Here is a 25084-nt window from a genome sequence, read left to right on the forward strand (position 1 = left end):
TGCGCGTTTCTGTTGTAGAATGATGCCGACAAAATTGGTTCGTCATTAGAACGAAGTGTTTGATACTTCGGGAAACTCTGGAGGAACGATGAAAAAGCTCACTTCAATTCTGACAGCAATGGCCATGTCTGTCGGTATGCTATCGGCGGGTGCCGTTCCGGCAATTTCCGCACCGCTTGCGCCTGTGGCTATCGAAACCAGCAATGCGAATGTGCAAATCGTGCGTGATCGCAGAACCATTTTTTACAACAAGCATCAACAATATATGAGCCGTGGTGATCGCTGGCGCGGCGACAGGCATTGGCGCGGCGATCGTGGCTGGCGAGGAGATCGCGGCTGGAGAGGCGACAGATATTGGCGCGGCCATCGCGGTTGGCGTCATCATCGTCCGGGATATCGTTATTATGACGGCGCATGGTTCCCGCTGGCCGCCTTTGGCACGGGCGTGATTGTTGGCAGCACTGTTAATCGCCCGGCATATCGTGGCGTCCGTTCGCATACTCAATGGTGCTATGACCGATATCGTTCATATCGTGCGTCGGACAACACATATCAGCCCAATTACGGTCCGCGCCGCCAGTGCAACTCACCCTATTAAGGTGGTGTGACTCGATTCTTGGGCCCGGCTATCACAGCCGGGCCCATTTCTAGTTAGCCGACATCAATGAAATGCCTTCATATTAGACGAAGGCATTTTGCTCTTGCCCATAAGACATCATAGCTGCCTAGTTTTTAACCCCTCTTATCCTTGGCGGATGTTAACGGAGGAATGTGCTTGCATTTTTCCCCGAACGCGCTTGAATGTCAGTTGTATAAAAGGGGATTTGAGTGAAGCCATTTGACGAGATGATCAAGACCGGCGACGAGGTCCGTCCGCCATATGACCAGTTGAAAAGCTGGCTCGATACGCAAAATCCAGGCCGACTGGCGCAAAAAGCACTCGACGCTGAGAATGTTTTTCGTAAAACCGGTATTACTTTCGCCGTCTATGGCGACGAAGAGGCTGCCGAGCGGCTTATTCCTTTCGACATTATCCCGCGCATTATAACAGGCAATGAATGGCGACGCCTTTCCCAAGGTATCGAACAGCGCGTGATGGCTCTTAACGCCTTTCTTGATGACATTTATCACCGTCAGGAAATCATCCGCGCCGGGCGCATACCCCGCGAATTGTTTACACATAATGATGCTTATCTGCCGGAAATGGTCGGATTCCGCCCACCGGGCAATGTCTATACCCATATTATAGGCGTCGATATCGTCCGCACGGCCGAAAACCAGTTCTATGTGCTTGAAGACAACGCGCGAACCCCTTCCGGCGTGTCATACATGCTGGAAAATCGCGAAACAATGATGCAGCTCTTTCCGGAACTGTTTCAGCAGATCAAGGTTCGTCCGGTAGAGACCTATCCGAAAATGCTGCGGCAGTCCCTGGCGGCTGTGGCACCGCCCGGATGCAACGGCACACCGACAATCGCGGTTCTGACACCCGGCATCTATAATTCCGCCTATTTCGAACACGCGTTCCTGGCCGATCAGATGGGTGTGGAATTAGTCGAGGGCGGCGACCTGAAGGTCGAAAATGGCAAGGTCGTCATGCGCACGACCGAAGGCAACCGCGCCATCGACGTATTGTATCGCCGCGTGGATGATTCCTATCTCGACCCCCTCACCTTCCGCCGCGACTCGGCGCTTGGCGTTGCCGGTATCATGGATGTGTATCGGTCAGGCAACATCACCATAGCCAATGCGCCGGGAACCGGGATTGCTGACGACAAGGCGCTTTATTCCTACATGCCGGAAATCGTCGAATTCTACACCGGGCGAAAGGCAATACTGGAAAACGTCCCGACTCATCGTTGTTCCGAACCGGACACGCTGAAATATGTCCTCGAAAATCTCAGCGAACTTGTGGTCAAGGAAGTGCATGGTTCCGGCGGCTATGGAATGCTGGTCGGACCGGCTGCCTCCAAAAAAGAGTGCGAGGATTTTGCACTCAAATTGAAGGCCAACCCCAAAAATTACATCGCCCAGCCAACATTGGCGCTATCGACCACACCGATCATGACGGAAAAAGGTCTCGCGCCACGCCACGTGGATTTGCGGCCTTTCGTGCTCGTTTCGGACCGTATCCGCATCACACCCGGTGGGTTGACACGCGTGGCGTTGAAGGAAGGCTCGCTGGTGGTCAACTCAAGTCAGGGAGGCGGCACAAAGGACACATGGGTGTTGGACGATTAGGTTCAATCGACTGCCGATAATTGCGGAAATAAGGGTCATCCATAAGGCCCCCGATGAATAAAAGAGGGATTTTATTAGAAAATGCTACTTGGGCGCACCGCAAACGGTCTTTACTGGATGTTTCGCTATATAGAGCGGGCAGAAAACATGGCTCGGTTGATCGATGCCGGGTTGCGCATGGCGCTGACCAAAACATCCGATGCACCCGAAGAATGGTCATCCGTATTGATGAGCGCCGGTGTGAAGATCGGTTACGACAACAAGTACAAGGAATATAACGCCAGCCTCGTTTCGGATTTTCTCCTGCGTGATCCGAGCAATCCCTCAAGTGTCATGTCCTGCGTCGAAACAGCCCGCTCAAATGCGCGCATGGTGCGTACCGCTTTGACCCGCGAAGCCTGGGAAAGCGTCAATGAAACCTGGATGGTGTTGAAGTCGACCTTGGCCTCAGCAGTTCCCGAAACGGACTTGCCGCGCGTTCTCGACCAGATCAAACGTGAAACAGCAATCATTCGCGGCGCTTTTCATGGCACGATGCTGCGTAACGAGATTTTCAATTTCGCTCGGATCGGCACCTTTATTGAGCGAGCCGACAATACGGCGCGAATTCTCGACGTAAAATATTATGTGCTTCTACCATCGATTTCCTATGTCGGTACAACGCTGGACAATTTTCAGTGGGAGTCCATTTTGCGGTCGGTTTCCGCCCATCGCTCCTATCGCTGGGTCTATGATATCGAATATAGCCCTGTGAATATTGCTGATTATCTGATCCTTAATTCACGCATGCCCCGTTCGCTGAATTTCTGCTATTCCAATATAGTCGACAATCTTAAACATCTGGCGATTGATTATGGTGCCCGGCACGAATGCCACGATATGGCAGAGGGCATCATGACGCGTCTTGAGAACAATGATATCCGCACGATCTTCGACAATGGATTGCATGAATTCCTGAGCGATCTCATCTATCAAACAACTGGCTTGAGCAGTAAAATTGCTAAAGCCTACAATTTTGATTGAAACCCATGCTTTTGAACATCCAGCATAATTCCCACTACCGCTACGATGCGCCCGTTCACTATGCCATTCAGCGGTTACGCCTTCATCCGCAAAGCTCTCCGGGTCAGAAAGTCATCGACTGGACAGTAACCGTGGACGGCGCAACCCAGGAAGCAAATTACCGCGACGGCTATGGCAACCGGACCATGTTGATCAGTGTTGACCGGGGAACAGAAGAACTCGTGATCCGCGCCGCAGGACATGTTGAAACAGAAGACAGGAGCGGCGTTCTCGGCAAGGTCTATAATTTCATGCCAACCTGGCTCTATGAGCGCGAAACCGAACTGACGGCGGCTGGTGAGGCGATCAAGGATCTGGCAGCGGGATTGCCGGCAAAATCGGACAGGCTGGAAATATTGCATGAGTTGATGGGAGCATTGAACCGCAAGCTGGTTTATACGCCCAACTCAACCACCATCAACACAACCGCCGAAGAGGCGCTTCGACTTGGGACCGGGGTCTGCCAGGATCATACCCATGTATTTTTGTCAGCTGCCAGACTTTTGGGTATACCTGCCCGCTATGTCTCCGGCTATCTTATGATGAACAATATGATTGAACAGACCGCCAGCCATGCCTGGGCGGAAGCACATATAGATGGGCTGGGATGGGTAGGCTTCGACGCCGCTAACGACCTTTGTCCGAACGAGACCTATGTCCGCATCGCCTGCGGGCTAGATTATCGGGAAGCAGCGCCTGTTTCCGGAATACGCTTTGGACCATCAATTGAATCACTTGCCGTCGAGGTCAATGTAGAGCAGTAATCGCTTTATATTTCGAACTTGGGATTCGCTATGACTTATTGCGTCGGGCTCAAACTGGACCGTGGGCTTGTGTTTATGTCTGACACAAGAACCAATGCGGGCGTCGACAACATTTCGACATTCAAGAAAATGTACACTTGGGCCAAAACGGGCGACCGGGTGATTACCCTTTTATCGGCCGGCAATCTAGCAACCACGCAGGCCGTTATCAGCATTCTCAACGAGCGGACGAAAACGCCCTCTGAACGCTCGCCTTCAATTTACGAGATGCCTTCGATGTTTCAGACAGCAAGGCTGGTCGGAGACACGATTCGCGATGTGATCCACCAAGTGGATAGTGGCGGTCAGCGGGCCGATTCTTTTGGAGCTTCGATTATTCTTGGTGGTCAGATAAAGGGCGGCGACCCTCGGCTTTTCCTTATTTATCCTGAGGGAAACTTTATTGAATCGACGCAGGACACGCCATTCTTCCAAATTGGCGAACATAAATATGGTAAGCCGATCATCGTGCGGTCTTACGATCCCGCGATGACTTTCGAGGAAGCGACAAAGCTATTGCTGGTTTCATTTGATTCTACGTTGAAATCGAATCTGTCGGTTGGACTGCCGCTCGATCTGCAATTTTACGAATCAGACAGTTTCCGTCTCGGGTTTGAGAAGCGTATCGAGCGCAATGATCCCTATTACGAGATCGTCTCGGAAGGCTGGTCGCAGGCTTTGAAACTTGCGTTCCAGAGCCTGCCGCCCTTTGAAATCAAATCGCGCGATTAAATTCGTTCAGAGATTTGCTGTTTGAATGGTGTCAGCCTGACGGACGGCCTGTGTCTTGAGAATAGCCTTTTGAAGATAGGCGTCGCGCTCATAGACGTCGTCATAATAATGAATTTGCCCAGTCGCCGCATCCGGCCAAGCTGTGAAGTAGGAGACGTAAACCGGAAGCTGTGATTTCACCTTCACATTACGCTCGTTCTTGCCGAAATACTGGTTCAACTCCTCCACAGGCATTTCAAGCACTGCAGCTGCCATATCGCGTGGACGCTCCAAACGGATGCAACCATGGCTCAAAGCGCGCATATCCTTCTTAAAATAGGACTTTGCAGGCGTGTCATGCATGTAGATGTCATGGCTGTTGGGGAACAATATCTTCAACTCACCAAGAGCATTGTCCAGGCTTGGCTTCTGTCTGATGCCAACGCCGCCGCCGTTTGATGCAACCTGCCCCCAATTGACTGAACTTGATGGAACCACCCGGCCGGACTTGTCGTAGACTTCATAGCCGCTATTTTCGAGATAGGATGGATTGTTCAGGATTTTTGGCATCATCTCATTGAGAATGATGGAGCGTGGCACCCCCCAAGACGGGTTAAAAACCACCGTTTCAATCGTATCATTGAAGAAATAGGTCTGGTTCTTCGCAGACCCGACAACAACATTCATCACCAATTTCTCAGCATTATCGTTGAAATATTGTGCGCGATATGCGGGCTGATTAATGAAGACATAGCGACTGCCAAAATCACGAGGCATCCAGCGCAAACGCTCCATCGAATAGAGAATCCGGTCGCGCTTGGACGCGCTGCTCTCGCCCTGAAGAGTTTTTATCGTGGCATTGCCGATAACGCCGTCCGCCTGTCGCCCCTGCGATTTTTGATAGTCCTTAACCGCCTCGACAAGACTTACATCATAGGTTTCAGCAGTTTCATTCGCCTGCAGAACCGCATCATGCTGAAGAAGATAATCCTTGGGTGCTTTTGCCCTGATGAGAGCAACCACATTCTTCAACTCGGCATTGCTTTCGCCAGGACGGATCAATGTGCCGGGCGCGATATGAATAGAAGGGCCAGCAGTGTCAGCTATGGCATGCAAATTCTGCTTAAGCTCGGCGTACCATTTATTTTGCGGCTCAAATCCCGCTAAGACGGCGCTCGCATCGCCAGCCGACGCAAGCTGATCGATAACGTTGCGCGGCTTTACATTGTCCGTATTCAGATCGTGAAATCCGCTCAGGCGATTAGGATTGATGCGGCCATCCCCCTGATCCATCGCATAACGAAGGGCGCGGGCGGACAGTGAAAGTTCGAACTCGGCAAGCTCCTTCAATCGAGCAGGAATATCGCTCCGCTCATAGTCATCTCCGGGTACTTTTACGACATAGTCCTGAGGATCAAGCCCGCTTTCCGCAGCCTTTGCGAACAAAGCAATAACGGCTTTGGCTTTCGGCGAAACATCATAGGATACAGTCCATATCGGGTTCTTACCGGATGCATAATAAGCGACAATTGCATCAGCAATGTCCTTTTCCGCTTTCACATGCGCTTCGCGAAGATGATCGATCTTCAAACCGAACTGGTCCATCTCCATGGATGGCGCAACACCGGTACCGACATGTGCGGAAGCTGTCAGTTGCGGGTCAATCTTCGTCAAATCGATCTGAACCAGCGCATCCGCTTTGTAGTCATAATTCTTGGGCGCAGTGACCGTTACACGCTTGATTGGCGCGCGTGACGCGGGCGCAGAATTCTGGTCTACGTTGACCCTTGGTTCTGGCGGCATGACAGGCTGGGATTGAACCCGGCGACCGGGGAACAGAAGCTCCATCAGATTATTGGCTGCCGAAGCTTGCGGCACGGCACTCGCCGTTGCCGACAACATTGCGGCCAGAAAGAGTGCTCGTTTTTTTGAGAAAGAAGTCATGGTGCTCGCCCAGCTGGAACAGTCTCGCCCGCAGTCAAAAGCGGGCCATCAATTTGGTGTTGTTCCAGTTTCGGCGCATCTTGTTTAGAATGTTTTAACAATGCTCCGCCGCCGGCAGATAATTCTCAGGCGACGCATTTTCGGCACTCACCCCGGCTCAAAGATTAACGCGATTCACATCGAATTTCATTTTGATTCACTACACGACGAGTTGATCATAGGCATTCTTTTCCCAAACATGCAATAATGTCACAGTACAAGCGGTCGAAACATCGAATTGGGGGATACGATGATTGGAGTTTATCGCGTATTTTTAGTATGTCTTGGCGTTTTTTGTCTAAGTTGCTTCGGCGCAACAGCAAAATCAATGGATAGTAACCTTGGGAAAAGAAAACACCCAAACAACGGATACCAAATTCAGTCGACAAAATTTAAATCTGATTTTTCGCCAATTGCACGAAAAAGTGTTGCTTTTCCTTCCAAATATTCAGCCGGAACCATAGTCATACGAACCGGCGAACGGCGACTTTATCATGTGACAGCAGAAGGCCGCGCATTGGCTTATGGAATCGGTGTCGGCAAGACCGGCTTCACCTGGAGTGGAAGCAACAAAATTTCGCGCAAGGCCGAATGGCCGGGCTGGACGCCGCCAGCGCGCATGCGCGCCCGCGAAGCAAAGAAGGGACGCATCCTTCCCGCTTATATGCCCGGAGGGCCGAACAATCCTCTCGGCGCAAGAGCCCTGTATATTGGTTCGACAATCTATCGCATTCACGGAACCAACCAGCCGTGGACGATTGGTCACGCCATGTCATCGGGCTGCATAAGAATGGCGAATGATGACGTGAAACATCTCTATGCCAATGTCGGTGTCGGCACGCGTGTCGTCGTTCTGCGGTAGTTTATGAGTGTTTCCGGCTGACCGGATCGCGGCTAAGGCCTTTTTGCGTTAACTCGTCGAGATATGCCTGCCAGCGTGTGTCCTTATTCCGGCCAAGATCGATCAGATAGTTCCAGCTGAACAGGCCGGTGTCATGCATGTCGTCAAACGTGATTCGCACTGCGTAATTGCCAATAGGCTCCATCTTGGCAATCTCGACATTGATCTTGCCGGGGACGGTCACGCGCTGTTCGGGAGAATGCCCCTGCACCTCCGCAGATGGCGATGCCACGCGCAGCAATTCAGCGCTTAAATCATAACGCTCGCCATTATCGAATGTAACGACCAGCGACTTTCGATCCTTGCTGACGCGTAGTTCCTTTGGCCAAGCATCGGTCATTACTGATATCCCTGTTTTTATTTGGTGTAGGCGTTGTCGTTGATTGCTGCAAGCGCCAAGACGGCGCCTCTTAATTCCGCCGATCCTTATAAGCAAATGTGCGAAAACGTCTCAGCTATAAGGCATAGACGCCATTCGCAATAACTGGACAAGTCCTTGACGCCGCACTATCTCTGGGTGAGGAGGAAGCTCTTGAACCATTTGGCAACATTCGACCAGACGCCAACGCAGACAAGCATGATCGACCCTTTCGGGCGGACGATTAATTACTTGCGCGTGTCGGTAACGGATCGCTGTGATTTCCGCTGCACCTATTGCATGTCGGAACATATGACATTCCTACCGAAGAAAGAACTTCTGACGCTTGAAGAACTGGATCGTCTGTGCACTGCCTTTATCGAAAAAGGCGTGAAACGGCTAAGGCTCACGGGTGGTGAGCCATTGGTGCGCAAGAATATCATGCATCTTATCAGCGAGATCTCCCGACATTTGCGTTCAGGCGCTTTGGATGAACTGACGCTGACAACAAATGGCTCACAGCTCGCGCGGTTTGCGCATGAACTGGCGGACCTTGGGGTAAAACGCATCAATGTATCGCTGGATACGCTCGACGCTGCAAAGTTCAAGGCCATCACACGTTGGGGTGATCTTGGCCGAGTGATGGAGGGCATTGATGCTGCGCAGGACGCTGGAATCAAGGTCAAGCTGAATGCTGTCGCGCTCAAAGATTTCAACGATATCGAAATTCCGCACATGATCCGCTGGGCACATGGACGCGGCATGGACTTGACACTTATCGAAACCATGCCAATGGGCGAAATTGATCTCGACCGAACGGACCAATATCTTCCCTTGTCGCTGCTCAGAACAAGGCTGCGGGAAGAATTCACGCTGAACGATATTCCTTACAAGACTGGTGGCCCTGCCCGTTATGTCGAAATTCCGGAAACGGGTGGTCGCGTCGGCTTCATCACGCCGATGACGCATAATTTCTGCGAAAGCTGCAATCGTGTTCGCCTGACTTGTACCGGGACACTTTATATGTGCCTCGGCCAGGAGGATGCAGCAGATTTGCGTGCTCCCTTGCGGGCATCAGAAGGCAACGAGCTCCTAAGCAACGCTATTGACGAAGCTATCGGCCGCAAACCGAAGGGCCATGACTTCATTATTGACCGCCGCCATAATCGCCCGGCAGTTTCCCGTCATATGAGCGTGACCGGCGGCTAAAATTCCAAAGATTCCGCATGCACAATATTGCTTTCGTTGATATATCAATGACAGCGATTCTGGAGGAGAATCGTCCTGCCCAGCGGAAGTAAAAAATCTTGGCGCTATCTCCCAATTTGCGCGGAAGTCTGCACATGGCTATCGGCATGGCGTGCTTCACTTTCAATGACGCGACAGTGAAGTTTGTCGCCGAAGAAATAAACATGGGCCAGGTCATGCTGGTTCGCAGCACCATAGCGACAGTGTTAATCGTGGCTCTGGCTTGGTATCAGGGGATGCTGATCCCGATCCGGCAGGCGCTTCACAAGATGACGATATTGCGCGTTATTGGAGAAGTCGTTGGGACAATAACCTTCCTTATCGCACTCGTTCACATTCCGCTGGCGCTAACATCCGCCATTCTTCAATCATTACCGCTTCTGGTCACACTCGGTGCGGCTTTGTTTTTCGGAGAACCCGTGGGTTGGCGTCGATGGGTCGCCATCATCATAGGCCTTGCTGGCGTTCTGATAATTGTTCGTCCCGGCCAGGAAGGAATGAGCCCCTATGTTCTGCTGATTGTGGTTACGGTGATTTTTGCGTCGTTACGAGACCTTGCAACCCGCAGAGTTCCCAAAACCATACCCGTGCTGATGATATCCGCTTTGACATCGGTCGGCGTTGGCGTCGCCGGTGCCGCGATGATTGTACCGCTGGGTGGCTGGACACCCATGTCGACCACAAATACGTTTCTGTTGATTCTTGCTGCCTGTTGCGTGATGGCAGCGTATCATTTTCTCATTCTTGCAATGCGCGAAGGTGAAATTTCGTTCGTTGCGCCGTTTCGTTATACGAGCCTTCTATGGGCAATCCTTCTTGGCTTCCTGTTTTTCGGTGATTTGCCCGATATGCCAATGATAATCGGCTCGATCATAGTTATTGGCAGCGGTCTATATACGCTTTATCGTGAGCAGATGGTGAGCCGCGCAAAGCCAGCAGCCACTGCGGCAGCGTCTTCACCCGACGGAGTCTGATCTTGAAAACAGCGGGTATCATTCTGGCGGGCGGACAATCGCGCCGCATGAATGGGTCTGACAAGGCTCTTCTACCCTTCGGCACGGGCAGACTGATCGACCATATTCACCAGCGTCTGGCACGCCAGCTACCGGTTCTAGCTCTCAACACCAATAATGATCCTGCACATTTTCGCGATCTTGGCATTCCGATTATCCCGGATGAAATTGCCGGTTACGCCGGTCCCTTGGCCGGGATACTGGCGGGAATGGAATGGGCCTCAACCCAAAGCGATGGTTTTTCGCATATCTTGACGGTTGCGACCGATACGCCTTTCTTCCCGGATAATCTTTGTGAAAAACTGAGTCAGCAAATCGCCGATGCACCAGATAGGATAGTAATTGCATCGTCGGCCGAGCGGATTCACCCTGTTTTTGGCATATGGCCGATTTCATCACGTGGTGAACTCCGTGCATGGCTGGCTGATGACGAAAACCGCCGAGTGATGAGCTGGATCGCTGCGCACCCACACAAGAGCTTTGAGTTTCCGTTGACAACGACGCAAACAGACCAGCCCATCGACCCCTTCTTCAACATAAATACGCAGGAAGATATTCTCGAAGCGCAAAAGCGATGGACGCCCTCAACATGACGACTCGCCTGTTCGGCATAACTGGCTGGAAAAATTCTGGGAAAACCACGCTGACAGTCAAGCTGGTTACAGAACTGACGCGGCGGGGCTGGAAAGTGTCGACGATCAAGCATGCGCATCACGATTTCGACATCGATAAGGAAGGCACAGACTCTTATCGCCACCGCAAAGCCGGGGCTGGCGAAGTTGCGATTGTCTCCGGTCGCCGTTGGGCGGTGATGCACGAATTGACGAATGAGGCTGAGCCGTCGCTGGCCACCATCGTGGAGCGACTCTCACCCTGCGACCTCATATTGATTGAGGGATATAAACGCGAGGGACACAAGAAGATCGAGACACGGCGTCAGGAAGGCCGCTCCGGCGAGCCCCTGACGGCAGGCGATCCGACAATCGTCGCTGTTGCCAGTGACCACGCCTTAAATGATGAAACCGTGCCGGTTTTTGAACTTGATGACGTTAATGGGCTCGCCGATATGATCGAGCGTGAAACGGGACTTCGCGTTTGATGTGTTTGAATGTGTCTTTTCATCCCGTATGTGTGAAATAAAAATATAGAGGCCTCAAATATCGGGAATTTTTACGGTCGGATTCGTTAAACGGCACACGATTCCCGGTTGCTTTTCCTTGAAAACTAGTGGGAATATCGGTGTCAGGAGCAGTGACGTAAACTGCGACTTTGCTCGGAAGGCTGTCCAGAAAAAACAGGGGAACAGCCGGGCTTATAAAAGAGAGGTTCAAATAAATGCGTACAACCAAGCGTCTCGCAATCGCGATTTCTGCTGCAGCCCTCGCCTTAACCATGGGCGCAGCCCATGCACAGGATGCGCTGAAGATCAAAATCGCTTCCGAGGGAGCTTACCCTCCTTTCAACAATCTGACCTCGGACGGCAAGCTTGAAGGTTTCGACATCGATATTGGCAAGGCGCTGTGCGAAGAGATGAAGGCAGATTGCACTTTCGTCACGCAGGATTGGGATGGAATGATCCCAGCACTTCAGGCTGACAAATTCGATGCTGTTATCGCTTCCATGTCGATCACCCCGGAACGTCTGAAGCAGGTCGACTTCTCCAAGAAATACTACAACACGCCGCCAGCAATCGCTGTACCGAAAGATTCCGATATCAAGGATGTCTCACCGGAATCGCTGAAGGGCAAATCCCTTGGCGTTCAAGGTTCGACAAGCCACTCCAACTTTGCTGAAGCCAAATATAGCGGCTCTGACATCAAAATGTATCCGACTGCCGACGAGTATAAGCTCGACGTTTCAAACGGCCGTATCGACGCGGTTATGGATGACGTAGTTGTACTTAGCCAGTGGGTGGACAGTGATGCCGGTTCTTGCTGCAAGATCCTCGGTACAATTACCCCTGATATCGCGATTCACGGCCCAGGTGCTGGTGTGACTGTCAAAAAGGGCAATACTGCTCTGGCAGACAAGTTCAGCGAAGCGATTGCTGCGATCCGCAAGAACGGAAAGTACAAGGAAATCAACGATAAGTACTTCAAGTTCGACGTATATGGTGCAGAAAACTAAGATAAAAAGTTGATCTGACAGGCAGATGGCGGATAAAACTGCCATCTGCGAACTTACAAAAATGACGGGTTGGGGAATTGCCCGCGAGATATGAAAGTTGCCTATGGAAGGCTCAATAGCACTCTTGGGTTTTGGCGAAGGCGGATGGGGCCTGAGCATAGCCAGCGGAATTCTTGTCACTGTGACGCTGGCGCTTGCCACCCTCCCTTTGGGATTGGCGATTGGATTTTTCGTCGCCCTCGGTAAACAGTCAGAAGAACCTTCGGTCAAACTCGCCGCCAATATGTACACGACGATATTTCGTGGCTTGCCCGAGCTGTTGACGCTGTTTCTGGTCTATTATGGCGGACAGATCGGCGTTCAAAAAATCGGTCAATTGCTCGGTTATACCGGCGCCATAGAGATAAACTCCTTTATCGCGGGCATGTTCGCCTTGGGCACGGTCTTCTCATCCTATGCAAGTGAAGTTTTTCTCTCCGCATTTCGTGTTATTCCCAAAGGGCAATATGAAGGTGGCTATGCGATTGGTCTTTCCTATGGGCAAACCATGCGCAAGATTATCCTGCCGCAATTGATCCGTATCGCCCTGCCCGGTCTAGGTAATCTCTGGCTGATATTGCTGAAAGATACGGCGCTTGTGTCGGCCATCGGCCTTGCGGATATTTTGCGCCAGACTGCAGTGGCGGCACGTGTAACGAAGCAAGCCTTCCTGTTCTACGGAACCGCCTGTCTCATTTTCCTTATACTCGGCATCCTTTCATCATTCGTCATTAACGGTATTGATCGCTGGGCGGCCAAGAGCGGGGCAAAAAGATGACCGATAATGCAATCGCCCCCTCTGCAGCAGCAGTGCGCCGACCACCATCGCCGCCCAAGCCATGGACGAAAACACGCATTATCGGCCATGTGCTGGTAGGCCTTTGGACGGCTCTGATCGTCGGTTTGATATATTTTCTCTTCGTCGCCTGGGACAGAGAACTTATCGACAAATATGCTCCGACTTACCTGTCCGGGCTTTGGACCACAATAACCCTTGTCCTCGCATCAGTGATTATCGGCGCAGTGCTTTCCGTTCCGATTGCGCTTGGCCGGATGAGTAAAAACCGGGTCATATCTTCCATAGCCTATTTCTATGTCTACTTTTTCCGCGGAACGCCGCTGATCGCACAGGTTTTCCTGATTTATTACGGCCTTGGATCGTTCAGCAAAGAACTTCAGGCGATCGGGCTTTGGGGGTTCTTTCGCGAAGCCTGGTACTGCGCATTGCTATCCTTTGCACTAAACACCGCCGCCTATCAGGCGGAAATCCTGCGCGGCGCTGTTCGCAGCGTTGCACCGGGGCAATGGGAAGGCGCAGCCTCCTTGGGTATTTCCAAGTTTGTGACATTCCGCAAAGTCATCTTGCCTCAGGCATTGATCGTAGCTTTGCGGCCCTACGGCAATGAATTGATCCTGATGATCAAAGGCTCGGCTATAGTGGCGCTGATTTCAGTCTATGATCTTATGGGCTATACCAAACTGGCCTATTCACGCACCTTTGACTTCCAGACCTATCTCTGGACTGCAATCATATATCTATTGCTGGTTGAAGCTTTGCGCCATTTATGGGACTGGATGGAACGCCGCATCACCCGCCATTTGACTCGCTAAAACCCGATCACAAAGAGAATCTCATGCTCAAAATCTGGGGTCGAACAAATTCGACCAACGTCAAGAAAGTCCTGTGGGCTGCCGAAGAAGCAGGCGCTCCCTATGAAAATATCGCTGCTGGCGGCGCATTTGGCATAGTCAGTGATCCGGAATATCGTGCCAAAAATCCGAATGGACTTGTGCCGACACTAGAGGATGGCGACCTGATCCTTTGGGAAAGCAATACGATTGTCCGCTATCTGGCCGCTCAATATGGCGTTTCGGAGCTTTTTATTGCCGATGCGGGACAACGCGCAAAAGCAGAACGCTGGATGGATTGGACAACATCCTCGCTTGCGCTTCCGTTCCGTGATCTGTTCTGGAATGTCGTACGCTTGGCGCCAGACAAGCAGGATCTTGCGGCCAAGGAAACCGGTTTTCAAAATTGTAGCAAATTATTTGCGATGGTCGATGATGCTCTGGCATCACAACCCTATCTGTCGGGCTCAAAGTTCGGCATCGGCGATATTCCGCTCGGTTGCTTCGCCTATGCCTGGTTTGAAATGGCGATTGATCGTCCAGAACTGCCACATCTGAAGAGTTGGTATGAGCGGCTAAAAACCCGCCCCGCCTATCAGAAATCGGTAATGACTCCCCTCACTTGAGGAGCGTCATTAAGGGTTCAAACGCCAGATCCCCTGCAAACCATCCTGATAAACGGCTTCATCCGTCGAAATCGTAATTGCTTCGATATTCGACCATTTCTCCGCAAAATCACGATAGTTGGACGAGAAAACATTGCCCGATTGACCAGTAGTCTGGATATAGGTGGACTGGTTGAGATCCGAAAGGTCGAATAATCCGCGATAACTCGACCCATGGGTCGCGCGGTAAGGATTGCTCTCGTCGGTGAACGTCGATTTGCCCCGATCCAACGTATAAGCGCCCCCTGAAGCAGGCACGGTAACATTGAATAATTTGTCGAGTGGACTGACCTGAGCAAAGGGGCGGTGGGCACTATAGGCATAATGCAATGCACCCCAGTTCCATTTTGCACGATCACTGCCAAGCCGCGTTTCAATATCCTTCAGCGCATCGCCAAGTGAAAGCGCCAGCACGTCGCCGCAACTCTCTTTCTCGGGCGTGCGTCCATTGTCACACCAATCACGTCCCGGATTTTGTCCAAGCCAACGCATCATGGCATCGACGCGGCCCTGCCAATAGGACGGGAAAGCGTCGCCCAGATCGTCCTCAAGGATGCGTTTCGTCGCAAACCGCAGCCACGCATTGAACAGTAGCGACTCGGTGCGCGCACGATCCTCGATGAAGTCCCATTCTTTCAATTGTTTTATCGCCGTCAGATCAACATCATCGCGGCCTTCAACAAGTTTAAGCATGGCAGGAGTCAGAACAGCATAGGCGCCTGCATAGACATCGCCCTGCACTATCCGGTTTGTTTCCAGCGTTTGTTGATTGGCGTTATAGATCAATGATTTGATCCGCTCCAAGCGCCATGATTCATCCCAGTCAAAGGTCAGGAAGTGCGGATAGTTGGCATCAACCATCTTGGTATTGGCAGTGGCCAGAACATTATCCGCTGGATTATAGGCGCGCGGCAATTCTTCATAGGGAATATACCCTTTCCAGTCGTAAACGGCATCCCAACCGGGAGACGGCGCACGACCCATAATCTGATTAGCCGGATCGCGAACAGGAATTCTGCCCGGTGCGATCATGCCGATATTGCCGTCGACATCAGCAATGACCATCGATTGCATAGGCGTAACATAATCAGCCATGCCATTTTGGAAATCCGATACGTTTGCGAAATCCCAAAGCTTCAATCCGGCAGCGATTGTTTTATCGTCCCCCGCAAGCACAGTCCACGAAAGCGATGCAACCGATCCCTCATCCAGATAGTGTTGAAGGCCGCGATATTCCGGCGGAAGAACTGGCCCGTGGCGTGTGCTACGGCGATCGAAACTGACGGTTTCACTGCCTTTCACGCGAATCTCCACCCTCTTCTTCTCAAATGGTCGAAAACCTTCGGGAGCCTGATACTGATCCGGATTGGCTGGATTGATCTTTTCGATGAAAATATCCTGAACGTCCGATCCTGTATTGGTGAAACCCCAGGCAACCTTGTCGTTACGGCCAAGCAGAACCAGCGGCGCGCCGGGAAGCGTGACACCAACAAGGTTTTTCGCTGTTCCATCCGCCTGCTTCACCTGAAGATGCGCGAGATACCAGATCGCAGGTGCGGTCAAACCAAGATGCGGATCATTGGCCAGGATTGGCTTGCCAGTGGCAGTACGTGCTCCGCCAACCACCCAATTGTTGGATGCTCCGGTGGACATGATATCGCTCAGCGCAGCAAATTGTTTCTCCGCCTCAATCGCACCCGTCTTGATCGTTCCTGTAGGCAGACCAAGCAATTGCTGCAAATTTGGCAATGGAGGCGGCGTATCCCCTTCGACAGGAGGCAAGAGATCCACAATTTCTTGCTCATTCATTCCGAGACGGGCAAATTTCAGTCGCAGCACCTCGTCATCAATATTGGCCGCAAGCGTAACCGACATCAGTTTCAGCGTTACAATGACATCTGCGGCTGTCCATTGTTCAGGGAAATGCTGGAGGATGACGAATTCCGGCGAATATTTCGACCCGAAAGAAGGCCCTGAACTATCTATGAATGCATTGATACCGCGCACATAAGCGTCCACCTTCGCGCGATCGGCTGGTGCCAGTGAATCCGCCGAGCTTTGCGCGGCTTCATAAAGACCAAGTGTGCGAATGAAGACGTCCGTCGCAATGGTCTTATCCCCGAAAAGCTCTGACAGGCGGCCCCGCCCTGCCATGCGGGTGACGTCCATTTGCCATAGGCGCTCCTGCGCATGCACAAACCCGAGCGCGCTGAAAACGTCCTCAACCGAGGAGCCGGTGATATGGGGCACAGCATGTTTATCGCGGGTGATGGTGACGGGAGCGGACAGTCCCGCAATGCTTGTTTCACCGGTTGCCGGTGCTACCGAACCTGCGAGCCAGGCATAAGCGAAGATAAAAGCGAGAAGAGCGAGAGGTATAAGTGAAAAAACAATCCAAAGCAGGCCTTTGATGATGCGCCGCAATATTCTAACCTCCGCAAATCGACCTGATTGAAGGCCATAAGACAGAGGAAATTACTGAATGGCAAGTGTTGCATTTATTGGTCTGGGCGTCATGGGTTACCCGATGGCTGGGCATTTGAAGACCCGGGGCGGTCATGACGTGACAGTCTTCAATCGCTCTGGGGAAAAGGCCGCAAAGTGGGCGGAACAGTTTTCCGGATCACATGCCGACACGCCTCAAAAGGCGGCAGAGGGCAAGGATTTTGTCTTTTGCTGTGTCGGAAACGATGATGATCTGCGCTCGGTAACGACTGGCGAGAATGGCGCTTTTCACTCCATGAAAAAGGGCGCGATTTTTATTGATAACACCACGGCATCAGCGGAAGTTGCGCGGGAGCTCAGCGCAGAAGCGATAAAGCGCGGGTTCCATTTTCTGGATGCGCCCGTTTCGGGAGGACAGGCGGGTGCCGAAAACGGCGCGCTTACCGTCATGGTAGGCGGCGAAGCGGCAGCTTTTGAAAAAGCCAAGCCAGTCATCGAATCTTACGCGAAAATGGTCGGATTGATGGGCGATGCCGGTGCAGGCCAATTGACCAAGATGATCAACCAGATTTGCATTGCCGGTTTAGTTCAGGGACTGGCCGAGGGTATCCACTTTGGCAAGAAGGCAGGACTTGATATCGAAAAAGTCATCGAAGTCATTTCCAAGGGTGCCGCAGGCTCCTGGCAGATGGAAAACCGGCACAAGACCATGAATGCCGGTAAATATGATTTTGGCTTTGCCGTTGATTGGATGCGCAAAGACTTGGGCATCTGCCTTGCAGAGGCGGACCGCAACCAGGCGAAATTACCGGTTACGGCGCTTGTCGATCAATTTTACAAGGATGTTCAGGTGATGGGCGGAAATCGCTGGGACACGTCATCCCTGCTCGCGCGACTGGAAAAGTAAGCCAGCCGCGCTTGGGTTGGATCGGTTTTGGGTCCCGTATGGCCGGCAACCGCTCTAAATTCCTTCCCGGTTTTCGTTGAGGCCTTCGATCCTCATATAGTCCAGCGGCAATTCGGTGGTGTATTTGATCTGCTCCATGGCGAAGGCAGACGATACATCCCGAATATCGATCTTGCTGATCAGGCGCTTATAGACGGCATCATAGGCCGCAATGTCCGGCACCACTACACGCAGCAGATAGTCGACATCGCCGCTCATGCGATAGAATTCGACCACCTCGGGAAACTCCTGCACCACTTCTGAAAAGCGCTTGAGCCATTCATTATTGTGCGCGCCCGTACGGATGGAAACGAATACCGTCACCCGCGTGTTCACCCGGACCGGATCAAGAATAGCGACCCGGCGCTGGATCACGCCATCTTCTTCAAGCTTCTGGATACGCCGCCAGCAAGGTGTCGTCGATAGTCCAACTTTCTTGGCAACATCCGCCACTGCCAGCGTGGCATCCTCCTGAAGAAGGCGAAGTATTTTTCTATCGAGTCTGTCCATGTTTGCTTACCCCTTGGAATGGGATACTTTATGAGCTGATTAACGGCCGTCGTACAAGAAAATTATTCCAATCTTTTTCAATTGTAAAAAAATTTCATCCGAAAATGGATCAAATTAGATTCTGAACCGTCTGCTGAAGCACGGGCAGAACATCTTGTGCGAACCAGGGATTCTTTTTCAACCAACCACTGTTGCGCCATGATGGATGAGGCAGAGGCAGGATTGCAGGAGTTGTGTGATCGTTAAAATATTCGCGCCAATTGCGCACCGTATCGGTCATGCTGGATTTGCGGCGCGAACCGAGATGATAGGCCTGCGCATATTGTCCAATGGTGAGGATCAATTTCACTTGCGGCATGGCTGCAAAAAGCCGGTCGTGCCAGACTTGGCGGCATTCCCGCCGGGGAGGCAAATCCCCGCCCTGCGCATTATAGCCGGGAAAGCAAAATCCCATCGGAACAATGGCAAATTTATGCGGGTCATAAAAAGTTTCAGCGTCAACGCCTAGCCACTGACGTAACCGCACGCCGGATGGGTCGTTGAATGGAACACCGGTATTATGAACACGAATACCGGGAGCCTGCCCGCAGATAATAATGCGCGCGACGGGCGACGGCACACAAACCGGGTTTGGTTCATGCGGCAAAGGCAAACCATATTGCGGATTGTCGCGGCAAATCCGGCAAGCCTTTATCGCCGCACTCAGATCATCCAAACCAATGGAACCCACCGCGAGCATCCAATATCAGGCCTTGGCGCTCGGACGACCGGAAACCGCCTCATGCCAGCGTTTCAAGTTCTGGAACTCGTCAGGCATGGTTATCTTGGCGGGTTTCAGAAAATCGACACTGACAAGCAACGTTATATCGGCAATTGAAAAATGTTCTCCGGCGATAAATGTATTGGTTGCCAATTGCTCATCCAGCAAAGCCATGAACTTCACGGCTTTGGGCCGATTTGCCTCACCCCATTCCGGAATTTGCGGGACTTCCCACTCCGCCATGGCCGGGTGCGTGTGCCGAAAGGCCGCCGAGACTGGCCCAAAAAAATTCAGTTCAACGCGGCGATTCCACATTTCGACACGTGCTTTGCCGAGTGCGCCTTCGCCAAACAGGGGCGGTTCCGGGTGCAATTCTTCAAAATACCGGCAGATCGCAACGGATTCAGTAATGACCGCACCGTTATCAAGTTCGAGAATTGGCAACCTTTGCAAAGGGTTGAGCGATTCTATTTCATTCGAACGATGCCCCAATGCTCCCATATCGATCGGCACAAGCGGTATATTCAGTCCTTTTTCGGCCAGAAATATGCGCGTGCGTCTCGGGTTGGGCGCGCGACCTCCATCATATAATTTCACCAGATACCTCCCAATAATCCGACAACCCACGCGACGACCGTATCAATCGCTTCGGCGACTACGTTTCGCTCAGGTGGCGATGTTTCGGTAACACCATCATGCGTTCTGCGCCAATCCTGTGGTGTTTCAAATGCGTCGACCCATATGCCAACCCTGCGTCCACGAGCGAGCAATTCTGCATCGCGATAATCGCCATAGGCTATAGCCTGGCCCGTTTCGACCATAATACGGTTGACGTTAATTTGGCCAGCAAAACAGGTTGCCAGAAAGCGATCAAACTTGTCGCGCCCCTGTCCTTCACAACGCACGTCCGTCCTGGCAACGAGCTTTTGCAGAGCTTGCCGGGCGATCTGCCCGCAATTGCGTAGCGATGGCTGCCTGCCGCAGGTTTGATCAAGCTCCGGAGCGTCAATACCCTTTAGCCGAATATGCTGATTCGAGATTATCAGCGTATCTCCGTCAATCACGTAGGCGTTACCGGAAAGGTCAATGGCCGGTGGTCTTTGATCAATGCGCGCTATGAGCAACGCTACCAATCCGAAGAAAATAAGCGTCAAGCAGATATCGAAAAATTTGCGAATGGCCGAGCGTGGTGCCGTTCGGTTTACAGACCATCGTCGAGAGGTGCGAAACCGCCCTCTCACGGCCTGCCCGCTTGATAAAGTTGTTTCATATTTACCTTTATCGCCAAGAATAGATTCGCTTTCTTACCGCAATCTAGCCCGTTTTAATCATTTATGAACGGGCTTGCGGTGCAATGCAGCCAATGGTCGGTTTCACCCGGAATGAGGCTTATGGCACTACTAGACGCGAGCCATGCAGACAAGAACATAGTTGACCGGCGCAAGCAGCCGCGCAACCGCGATATGTCTGTGGTTGTTCGCAGCGCCCGGGAACGCCTCATGCAGCGGCCAAAAACCGAGCATTTCGAGCGGGAATTGCTGTTCATGCACACGCGCGCGTTGATCATTAACGCCGCCACTATTCCCTTGCTTATCGCTATCGTCACCGTAACCAGCATTTTTGCCGGGTTCGGCCAGCAAATGATTATCTGGGCGTGCTTCAGCATTTGCCTTTACGCCCTGCTTGGCTTGCTCGCACGCCAGATCAATAGAACCAGCATTAGCGACGGTCACATTCACCAATGGCATCTTGTCTATCTGCTTGGCCACTTTGTGACGGGCATTGGCTGGACATATTTCATATTCCTCCAATGCGAAGTCTGCGGCATCAGCCAGTTTTCGATTATCAAAGCGGTGGTTCTCATTCTCGCAATGGCGATTACCGCCGTGTTTTCTTCCGCTCTGCGCTTGGCTGTACCGATTGCATTTACCCTCCCTATCCTCGCCTATATAAGCGCCGTATCGGATAGTCTTGGCGATCCTGCTCAAGCGACAATGGTTGTAATGCTGCTGGCGGGCCTGATGTTTTTCTATCTCGTTGCCACGCGCCTCAATTATTCAGTTGTTCTCACTTTGGCACTTCAGGCGGAAAAAGATGCACTGATCGCCGAACTTGAAACTGCCAATGCCATGTCTGACGAAGGAAGACGGCGCGCAGAGGAGGCAAATCTTGCAAAATCACGCTTCCTTGCCTCAATGAGTCACGAACTCCGCACGCCGCTTAATGCAATACTTGGCTTTTCGGAAGTCATGGTCAGGGAAGTATTGGGACCGATCGAAAACGCCACATACCGGGAATATGCCAGCGATATTCACGCTTCAGGTGAACACCTTCTCAATCTTATCAATGAGATTTTGGATTTAAGCCGCGTTGAAGCAGGTCGTCACACACTCAGTGAAGATGCGGTAATGCTGACAGAAATTGCCGATGAGTGCATTCGCATGATGTCTTTGAAAGCGCGTAACAAGGAAATTACGCTCATTGCACAATTCGAATCCGGCATGCTCCCCATGATGGGCGACGAACGCTCCTTGCGGCAAATACTGCTCAATCTCATGGCTAACGCAGTCAAGTTTACGCCGTCAAAAGGAAAGGTCTACGTGAAGATCGGCTGGACCGCCGGCGGCGGTCAATATCTTTCAGTTCGCGACACCGGGCCGGGCATACCCGCCGATGAAATTCCCATTGTCTTGTCCGCTTTTGGGCAAGGATCGATTGCCATAAAGACTGCCGAGCAGGGAACAGGCCTTGGGTTACCCATCGTTCAAGCGTTGGTTCACGTCCACGATGGCGAGTTCCATCTCTTCTCCAAGCTTCGCGAGGGAACCGAAGCGCTTGCAACTTTTCCACGAAGCCGCATCGCCACATCTGCCGGAAAGAACAAGACTTCGTCACAGTCCCAAAAAGCTGCCTAGAAGACTCCACTTCAACTTATTGTTATTTGATAGTGGGTTAGCGGGCCTGCATTGCTTGCTGCATTGCAACAATTCGGGGACCCGAAATTAATGGCCGTCAATAACCGCCCACTTTTCATACCAGCTCTAGGCTCAATCTATTCAAATTTCGGCACGCTCGCCGAAACGCTGTTGCGTGTAACGGCTGGCGCTTTGCTCGTCGTTCACGGCTCAGGCAAGATCGCCGCTCCATTCGGCTCTGTCGAAATGGTCGAAAGCCTCGGCTTTTATCCCGGTGTCTTCTGGTCGCCACTCTTGGCGATAACGGAATTTTTCGGCGGTATTCTGCTGGTTCTCGGCTTGTTTACCCGTCCGGCAGCCTTTGCAACGACCATCGTTTTGATCGTAACCGTCTATTTCCATTGGGTTACTGCCGGGCAAGGATTCTTTGGCGCGGAAAAATCCATTCTCTGGACATTTGTCCTGTTGTTTTTCCTCTTCCGTGGCGCCAACGCTCATTCGGTCGACGCCAAGATCGGCAAAGAGTTCTGATTGAAAGGCCCGTTTCGGCGGGCCTTTTCCATCAATTAATCGCGATTGCTGATGCCTGCCTGCTCAAATGTCGCCATGCCACTATGGCAAAGCGCTGCAGCCTTGACGATCCCTGCCGCAAGCGCAGCACCTGTGCCCTCACCCAATCTCATGCCCAGATCGAGAAGCGGCTTCTTCCCAAGCCGCTCAAGCACCTTGTGATGGCCAGGCTCGGCCGACACATGGCCGATCAGGCAATGATCAATCGCCTCGGGATTGGCGGCATGTAGAATTGCAGCCGCAGCGGTGGCTACATAGCCATCAATAATGACCGGTATTTTCTCAACGCGCGTCGCCAGGATCGCGCCCACCATGGCCGCCACTTCACGACCGCCAAGACGGCGCAACACCTCCAGCGGATCCTTGAGATGCGATCCATGCAAAGCGACCGCAGCACGTACGGCATCGGCTTTGCGCTTCATTCCCTCCCTGTCGGACCCGGTGCCCGGACCAACCCAATCTTCCGCCTCCCCGCCATAAAGCGCATGGAAAATCGCGGCAGCGATTGTAGTATTACCAATTCCCATTTCGCCAATGCAAAGCAGATCAGTACCGCCTGCAATCGATTCCATGCCGAATGCCATGGTTGCGGCGCAGGTCTTTTCGTCCATCGCGGCATCTTCAGTGATATCGGCGGTTGGATATTCCAGCGCTAGATCAAAGATTTTCAAGCCGAGATCATTGGCAATGCAAATCTGGTTGATAGCAGCGCCGCCAGCAGCAAAATTTTCAACCATTTGGGCCGTTACAGACGATGGATATGGTGAAACGCCTTTTGCGGTAACACCGTGATTTCCGGCAAAAACAGCAACCAATGGCCGCGTCACCTGTGGCTGCGACCTTCCTGTCCATGCTGCAAGCCACTCAACAATTTCTTCAAGACGCCCCAGCGCGCCCGGCGGTTTGGTCAACATGGAGTCGCGTTTGCGAACGACTGCAACAGCCGCGTCATCCGGGCCAGGCAAAGTTTCGATAAGGGTGCGGAAGTCGTCAAATGGCAGGCCAGTGGTCATGATGTTCCTTGCGGTCAACTCTTCATGGCAAATCAGATTTACCCGTCCTATAAGCGCTGTATGGGAAAACGCAAAGGTCAACGTTCGGCGCAGAGTGTCGCGACCTGTCAACCAAGGTGTGCAACATGGACCTGATCACAGATATGATGCGCTCGCTGGCATTTCTTTCTCGCATAAGCGTCGCGTCAAGCTGGTTCGATAGATTTAGCGGGAAGCTGGCAGACAGTGTGCGCGGGTTTCCCTTGGCTGGAGTCGTTCTGTCTTTGCCTGCCGTAATAATCATTCTGATTTGCAATGCCTTTGACCTTCCAGAGAGTATTAGCGCAATCCTTGCTGTTACGGCGCTGATCGTGACCACCGGCGCACTGCATGAAGACGGCTTGGCAGATGTGGCTGATGGCTTTTTTGGCGGCGCGACGGCGGAACGCCGCCTGGAGATCATGAAAGACTCCAGCAACGGTTCCTATGGCACATTGGCACTGATTCTGACGATCTTGCTGCGGATAGCGCTACTTGCAACCATCATTGATGAAGTCAGTCTGTTTCAAGTCGTTCTTATCGTGATCGGAACGGAAGCTGCCAGCCGTGGATTATTGGTAAAACTCTGGCAAACCCTGCCCTCGGCGCGAAATGGTGGCGTTGCTGACAGAGCCGGAATACCCGATGCATCAGCAGCCAATTTCGCACTCATTTCTGCCAGCCTTATCGGGGTCATCACATTCGGTATTGCTGGCGGGCTTTTGGCGATTATCCTTGCTGCCGCTTTAACTACTCTGGTATTTTTCGGGTTCAGCAGATTGTGCCGGGATAAAATTGGCGGGCAAACTGGCGATACGCTGGGAGCCATACAGCAATTGACCGCAATTACGCTGCAGCTTGGGCTTGTCATTGCCCTCTAATCACACCAGATTTGCTGTATGAGTATTGAGTCACCCTGTATTCTCGTATGCGCGATTGACATAAAGACCGGCTATTGTTTCGGCTGTGGACGTACGCGCGATGAAATCGCCGGATGGATGATGATGTCTGCGGATAATCGCCACTCCATCATGGCCACGCTCCCTGCCCGACTCGCGACGCTGGAACGGCGCCCGCGCCGGGAAACCCGTCGCACTCGCATGGCGCGGGAAAGGCAGGAGCAATAG

At 52.2% G+C, this 25084-nt stretch carries 27 protein-coding genes; 19 read left to right on the forward strand and 8 right to left on the reverse strand.

Annotated elements, in window-relative coordinates; translation table 11 throughout:
* Positions 1 to 88: 88 nt before the first annotated feature.
* The 5 genes from V9K95_RS02740 (at position 89) to V9K95_RS02760 (ending at position 4838) form a co-directional block, all read left to right on the forward strand.
* Positions 89 to 598, forward strand: a complete 510-nt coding sequence (locus tag V9K95_RS02740) for a BA14K family protein (protein ID WP_336439886.1) — start codon at positions 89 to 91, stop codon at positions 596 to 598.
* 230 nt (positions 599 to 828) lie between these two features.
* A complete protein-coding gene (locus tag V9K95_RS02745) occupies positions 829 to 2241 on the forward strand; it encodes a circularly permuted type 2 ATP-grasp protein (protein ID WP_115052739.1) in 1413 nt (470 codons plus the stop codon).
* Between the two features lie 81 nt (positions 2242 to 2322).
* A complete protein-coding gene (locus V9K95_RS02750) occupies positions 2323 to 3264 on the forward strand; it encodes an alpha-E domain-containing protein (protein WP_307285758.1) in 942 nt (313 codons plus the stop codon).
* Between the two features lie 5 nt (positions 3265 to 3269).
* Positions 3270 to 4067: a transglutaminase family protein gene (locus tag V9K95_RS02755; protein WP_336439885.1), complete on the forward strand. Its 798-nt coding sequence runs from the start codon at positions 3270 to 3272 to the stop codon at positions 4065 to 4067.
* A 30-nt stretch (positions 4068 to 4097) separates the two neighbouring features.
* Complete coding sequence (locus tag V9K95_RS02760; RefSeq protein WP_115052736.1) at positions 4098 to 4838, forward strand: proteasome-type protease; 741 nt, start codon at positions 4098 to 4100, stop codon at positions 4836 to 4838.
* A 6-nt stretch (positions 4839 to 4844) separates the two neighbouring features.
* Here V9K95_RS02760 and V9K95_RS02765 read toward each other — a convergent pair whose 3' ends face one another.
* Positions 4845 to 6761: a L,D-transpeptidase family protein gene (locus V9K95_RS02765; RefSeq protein WP_336439884.1), complete on the reverse strand. Its 1917-nt coding sequence runs from the start codon at positions 6759 to 6761 to the stop codon at positions 4845 to 4847.
* Positions 6762 to 7050: 289 nt separating this feature from the next.
* Between V9K95_RS02765 and V9K95_RS02770 the strand changes: the two genes are divergently transcribed.
* A complete protein-coding gene (locus tag V9K95_RS02770) occupies positions 7051 to 7662 on the forward strand; it encodes a L,D-transpeptidase family protein (RefSeq protein ID WP_115052734.1) in 612 nt (203 codons plus the stop codon).
* Position 7663: 1 nt separating this feature from the next.
* Here the strand turns inward: V9K95_RS02770 and V9K95_RS02775 are convergent, their stop codons facing one another.
* Positions 7664 to 8041: a DUF971 domain-containing protein gene (locus V9K95_RS02775; protein ID WP_336439883.1), complete on the reverse strand. Its 378-nt coding sequence runs from the start codon at positions 8039 to 8041 to the stop codon at positions 7664 to 7666.
* 237 nt (positions 8042 to 8278) lie between these two features.
* On the opposite strand from V9K95_RS02775, the gene moaA reads away from it, so the two are divergent.
* From moaA to V9K95_RS02815, 8 genes are all read left to right on the forward strand, one after another.
* On the forward strand, positions 8279 to 9268 hold the full coding sequence (gene moaA, locus V9K95_RS02780; protein WP_336440208.1) for a GTP 3',8-cyclase MoaA: 990 nt from the start codon (positions 8279 to 8281) through the stop codon (positions 9266 to 9268).
* A gap of 134 nt (positions 9269 to 9402) precedes the next feature.
* Positions 9403 to 10281: a DMT family transporter gene (locus V9K95_RS02785; RefSeq protein ID WP_336439882.1), complete on the forward strand. Its 879-nt coding sequence runs from the start codon at positions 9403 to 9405 to the stop codon at positions 10279 to 10281.
* 2 nt (positions 10282 to 10283) lie between these two features.
* A complete protein-coding gene (gene mobA, locus V9K95_RS02790; RefSeq protein WP_307285775.1) occupies positions 10284 to 10913 on the forward strand; it encodes a molybdenum cofactor guanylyltransferase MobA in 630 nt (209 codons plus the stop codon).
* Complete coding sequence (gene mobB, locus V9K95_RS02795) at positions 10910 to 11419, forward strand: molybdopterin-guanine dinucleotide biosynthesis protein B (protein ID WP_115053268.1); 510 nt, start codon at positions 10910 to 10912, stop codon at positions 11417 to 11419. Before mobA ends, mobB begins: the two co-directional genes overlap by 4 nt.
* Positions 11420 to 11655: 236 nt before the next feature.
* Positions 11656 to 12447 carry an ABC transporter substrate-binding protein gene (locus V9K95_RS02800; protein ID WP_336439881.1) on the forward strand — a complete coding sequence of 264 codons (792 nt, stop codon included), beginning with the start codon at positions 11656 to 11658 and terminating at the stop codon, positions 12445 to 12447.
* 103 nt (positions 12448 to 12550) lie between these two features.
* Entirely contained in the window at positions 12551 to 13264 is a 714-nt protein-coding gene (locus V9K95_RS02805) for an ABC transporter permease (RefSeq protein ID WP_115052728.1), read from the forward strand.
* Entirely contained in the window at positions 13261 to 14097 is an 837-nt protein-coding gene (locus tag V9K95_RS02810; RefSeq protein ID WP_115052727.1) for an ABC transporter permease, read from the forward strand. Before V9K95_RS02805 ends, V9K95_RS02810 begins: the two co-directional genes overlap by 4 nt.
* Before the next feature lie 23 nt (positions 14098 to 14120).
* The gene (locus V9K95_RS02815) at positions 14121 to 14741 is read left to right on the forward strand and encodes a glutathione S-transferase family protein (protein ID WP_336439880.1); all 621 of its coding nucleotides are present in this window, start codon (positions 14121 to 14123) and stop codon (positions 14739 to 14741) included.
* A gap of 9 nt (positions 14742 to 14750) precedes the next feature.
* Here V9K95_RS02815 and V9K95_RS02820 read toward each other — a convergent pair whose 3' ends face one another.
* The gene (locus V9K95_RS02820; RefSeq protein ID WP_336439879.1) at positions 14751 to 17204 is read right to left on the reverse strand and encodes a penicillin acylase family protein; all 2454 of its coding nucleotides are present in this window, start codon (positions 17202 to 17204) and stop codon (positions 14751 to 14753) included.
* Positions 17205 to 17262: 58 nt separating this feature from the next.
* On the opposite strand from V9K95_RS02820, the gene V9K95_RS02825 reads away from it, so the two are divergent.
* Positions 17263 to 18132 (forward strand): NAD(P)-dependent oxidoreductase, encoded by an 870-nt coding sequence (locus tag V9K95_RS02825; protein ID WP_115052724.1) that lies wholly within the window; start codon positions 17263 to 17265, stop codon positions 18130 to 18132.
* A 54-nt stretch (positions 18133 to 18186) separates the two neighbouring features.
* Here V9K95_RS02825 and V9K95_RS02830 read toward each other — a convergent pair whose 3' ends face one another.
* From V9K95_RS02830 to V9K95_RS02845, 4 genes are all read right to left on the reverse strand, one after another.
* Positions 18187 to 18681: an Lrp/AsnC family transcriptional regulator gene (locus tag V9K95_RS02830; protein WP_115052723.1), complete on the reverse strand. Its 495-nt coding sequence runs from the start codon at positions 18679 to 18681 to the stop codon at positions 18187 to 18189.
* 109 nt (positions 18682 to 18790) lie between these two features.
* A complete protein-coding gene (locus tag V9K95_RS02835) occupies positions 18791 to 19411 on the reverse strand; it encodes a uracil-DNA glycosylase family protein (RefSeq protein ID WP_336439878.1) in 621 nt (206 codons plus the stop codon).
* Positions 19412 to 19426: 15 nt separating this feature from the next.
* Complete coding sequence (locus V9K95_RS02840; RefSeq protein WP_336439877.1) at positions 19427 to 20038, reverse strand: glutathione S-transferase; 612 nt, start codon at positions 20036 to 20038, stop codon at positions 19427 to 19429.
* Positions 20035 to 20595 (reverse strand): thermonuclease family protein, encoded by a 561-nt coding sequence (locus V9K95_RS02845; protein ID WP_336439876.1) that lies wholly within the window; start codon positions 20593 to 20595, stop codon positions 20035 to 20037. Before V9K95_RS02845 ends, V9K95_RS02840 begins: the two co-directional genes overlap by 4 nt.
* Before the next feature lie 237 nt (positions 20596 to 20832).
* Here V9K95_RS02845 and V9K95_RS02850 point away from each other — a divergent pair, with 237 nt between their 5' ends.
* Together V9K95_RS02850 and V9K95_RS02855 are read left to right on the forward strand one after the other, a co-directional pair.
* Entirely contained in the window at positions 20833 to 22356 is a 1524-nt protein-coding gene (locus V9K95_RS02850; RefSeq protein ID WP_336439875.1) for a sensor histidine kinase, read from the forward strand.
* A gap of 90 nt (positions 22357 to 22446) precedes the next feature.
* A complete protein-coding gene (locus V9K95_RS02855) occupies positions 22447 to 22887 on the forward strand; it encodes a DoxX family protein (protein WP_115052718.1) in 441 nt (146 codons plus the stop codon).
* 35 nt (positions 22888 to 22922) lie between these two features.
* Here the strand turns inward: V9K95_RS02855 and cobT are convergent, their stop codons facing one another.
* Positions 22923 to 23942 carry a nicotinate-nucleotide--dimethylbenzimidazole phosphoribosyltransferase gene (cobT, locus tag V9K95_RS02860; RefSeq protein WP_336440207.1) on the reverse strand — a complete coding sequence of 340 codons (1020 nt, stop codon included), beginning with the start codon at positions 23940 to 23942 and terminating at the stop codon, positions 22923 to 22925.
* A 122-nt stretch (positions 23943 to 24064) separates the two neighbouring features.
* Here cobT and V9K95_RS02865 point away from each other — a divergent pair, with 122 nt between their 5' ends.
* Both V9K95_RS02865 and V9K95_RS02870 read left to right on the forward strand, forming a co-directional pair.
* Entirely contained in the window at positions 24065 to 24838 is a 774-nt protein-coding gene (locus V9K95_RS02865; protein WP_336439874.1) for an adenosylcobinamide-GDP ribazoletransferase, read from the forward strand.
* An 18-nt stretch (positions 24839 to 24856) separates the two neighbouring features.
* Positions 24857 to 25084, forward strand: a complete 228-nt coding sequence (locus V9K95_RS02870; protein ID WP_336439873.1) for a DUF1289 domain-containing protein — start codon at positions 24857 to 24859, stop codon at positions 25082 to 25084.

The sequence above is a fragment of the Phyllobacterium sp. CCNWLW183 genome (assembly GCF_037203775.1).
In the GTDB taxonomy this organism is placed as follows: domain Bacteria; phylum Pseudomonadota; class Alphaproteobacteria; order Rhizobiales; family Rhizobiaceae; genus Phyllobacterium; species Phyllobacterium ifriqiyense.

Coding starts and splice junctions, on each gene's coding strand:
- V9K95_RS02740 (WP_336439886.1), top strand. CDS start 89: ATGAAAAAGCTCACTTCAATTCTGACAGCAATGGCCATGTCTGTCGGT.
- V9K95_RS02750 (WP_307285758.1), top strand. CDS start 2,323: ATGCTACTTGGGCGCACCGCAAACGGTCTTTACTGGATGTTTCGCTAT.
- V9K95_RS02755 (WP_336439885.1), top strand. CDS start 3,270: ATGCTTTTGAACATCCAGCATAATTCCCACTACCGCTACGATGCGCCC.
- V9K95_RS02760 (WP_115052736.1), top strand. CDS start 4,098: ATGACTTATTGCGTCGGGCTCAAACTGGACCGTGGGCTTGTGTTTATG.
- V9K95_RS02765 (WP_336439884.1), bottom strand. CDS start 6,761: ATGACTTCTTTCTCAAAAAAACGAGCACTCTTTCTGGCCGCAATGTTG.
- V9K95_RS02770 (WP_115052734.1), top strand. CDS start 7,051: ATGATTGGAGTTTATCGCGTATTTTTAGTATGTCTTGGCGTTTTTTGT.
- V9K95_RS02775 (WP_336439883.1), bottom strand. CDS start 8,041: ATGACCGATGCTTGGCCAAAGGAACTACGCGTCAGCAAGGATCGAAAG.
- moaA (WP_336440208.1), top strand. CDS start 8,279: ATGATCGACCCTTTCGGGCGGACGATTAATTACTTGCGCGTGTCGGTA.
- V9K95_RS02785 (WP_336439882.1), top strand. CDS start 9,403: ATGGCTATCGGCATGGCGTGCTTCACTTTCAATGACGCGACAGTGAAG.
- mobB (WP_115053268.1), top strand. CDS start 10,910: ATGACGACTCGCCTGTTCGGCATAACTGGCTGGAAAAATTCTGGGAAA.
- V9K95_RS02800 (WP_336439881.1), top strand. CDS start 11,656: ATGCGTACAACCAAGCGTCTCGCAATCGCGATTTCTGCTGCAGCCCTC.
- V9K95_RS02805 (WP_115052728.1), top strand. CDS start 12,551: ATGGAAGGCTCAATAGCACTCTTGGGTTTTGGCGAAGGCGGATGGGGC.
- V9K95_RS02810 (WP_115052727.1), top strand. CDS start 13,261: ATGACCGATAATGCAATCGCCCCCTCTGCAGCAGCAGTGCGCCGACCA.
- V9K95_RS02815 (WP_336439880.1), top strand. CDS start 14,121: ATGCTCAAAATCTGGGGTCGAACAAATTCGACCAACGTCAAGAAAGTC.
- V9K95_RS02825 (WP_115052724.1), top strand. CDS start 17,263: ATGGCAAGTGTTGCATTTATTGGTCTGGGCGTCATGGGTTACCCGATG.
- V9K95_RS02830 (WP_115052723.1), bottom strand. CDS start 18,681: ATGGACAGACTCGATAGAAAAATACTTCGCCTTCTTCAGGAGGATGCC.
- V9K95_RS02850 (WP_336439875.1), top strand. CDS start 20,833: ATGGCACTACTAGACGCGAGCCATGCAGACAAGAACATAGTTGACCGG.
- V9K95_RS02855 (WP_115052718.1), top strand. CDS start 22,447: ATGGCCGTCAATAACCGCCCACTTTTCATACCAGCTCTAGGCTCAATC.
- V9K95_RS02865 (WP_336439874.1), top strand. CDS start 24,065: ATGGACCTGATCACAGATATGATGCGCTCGCTGGCATTTCTTTCTCGC.
- V9K95_RS02870 (WP_336439873.1), top strand. CDS start 24,857: ATGAGTATTGAGTCACCCTGTATTCTCGTATGCGCGATTGACATAAAG.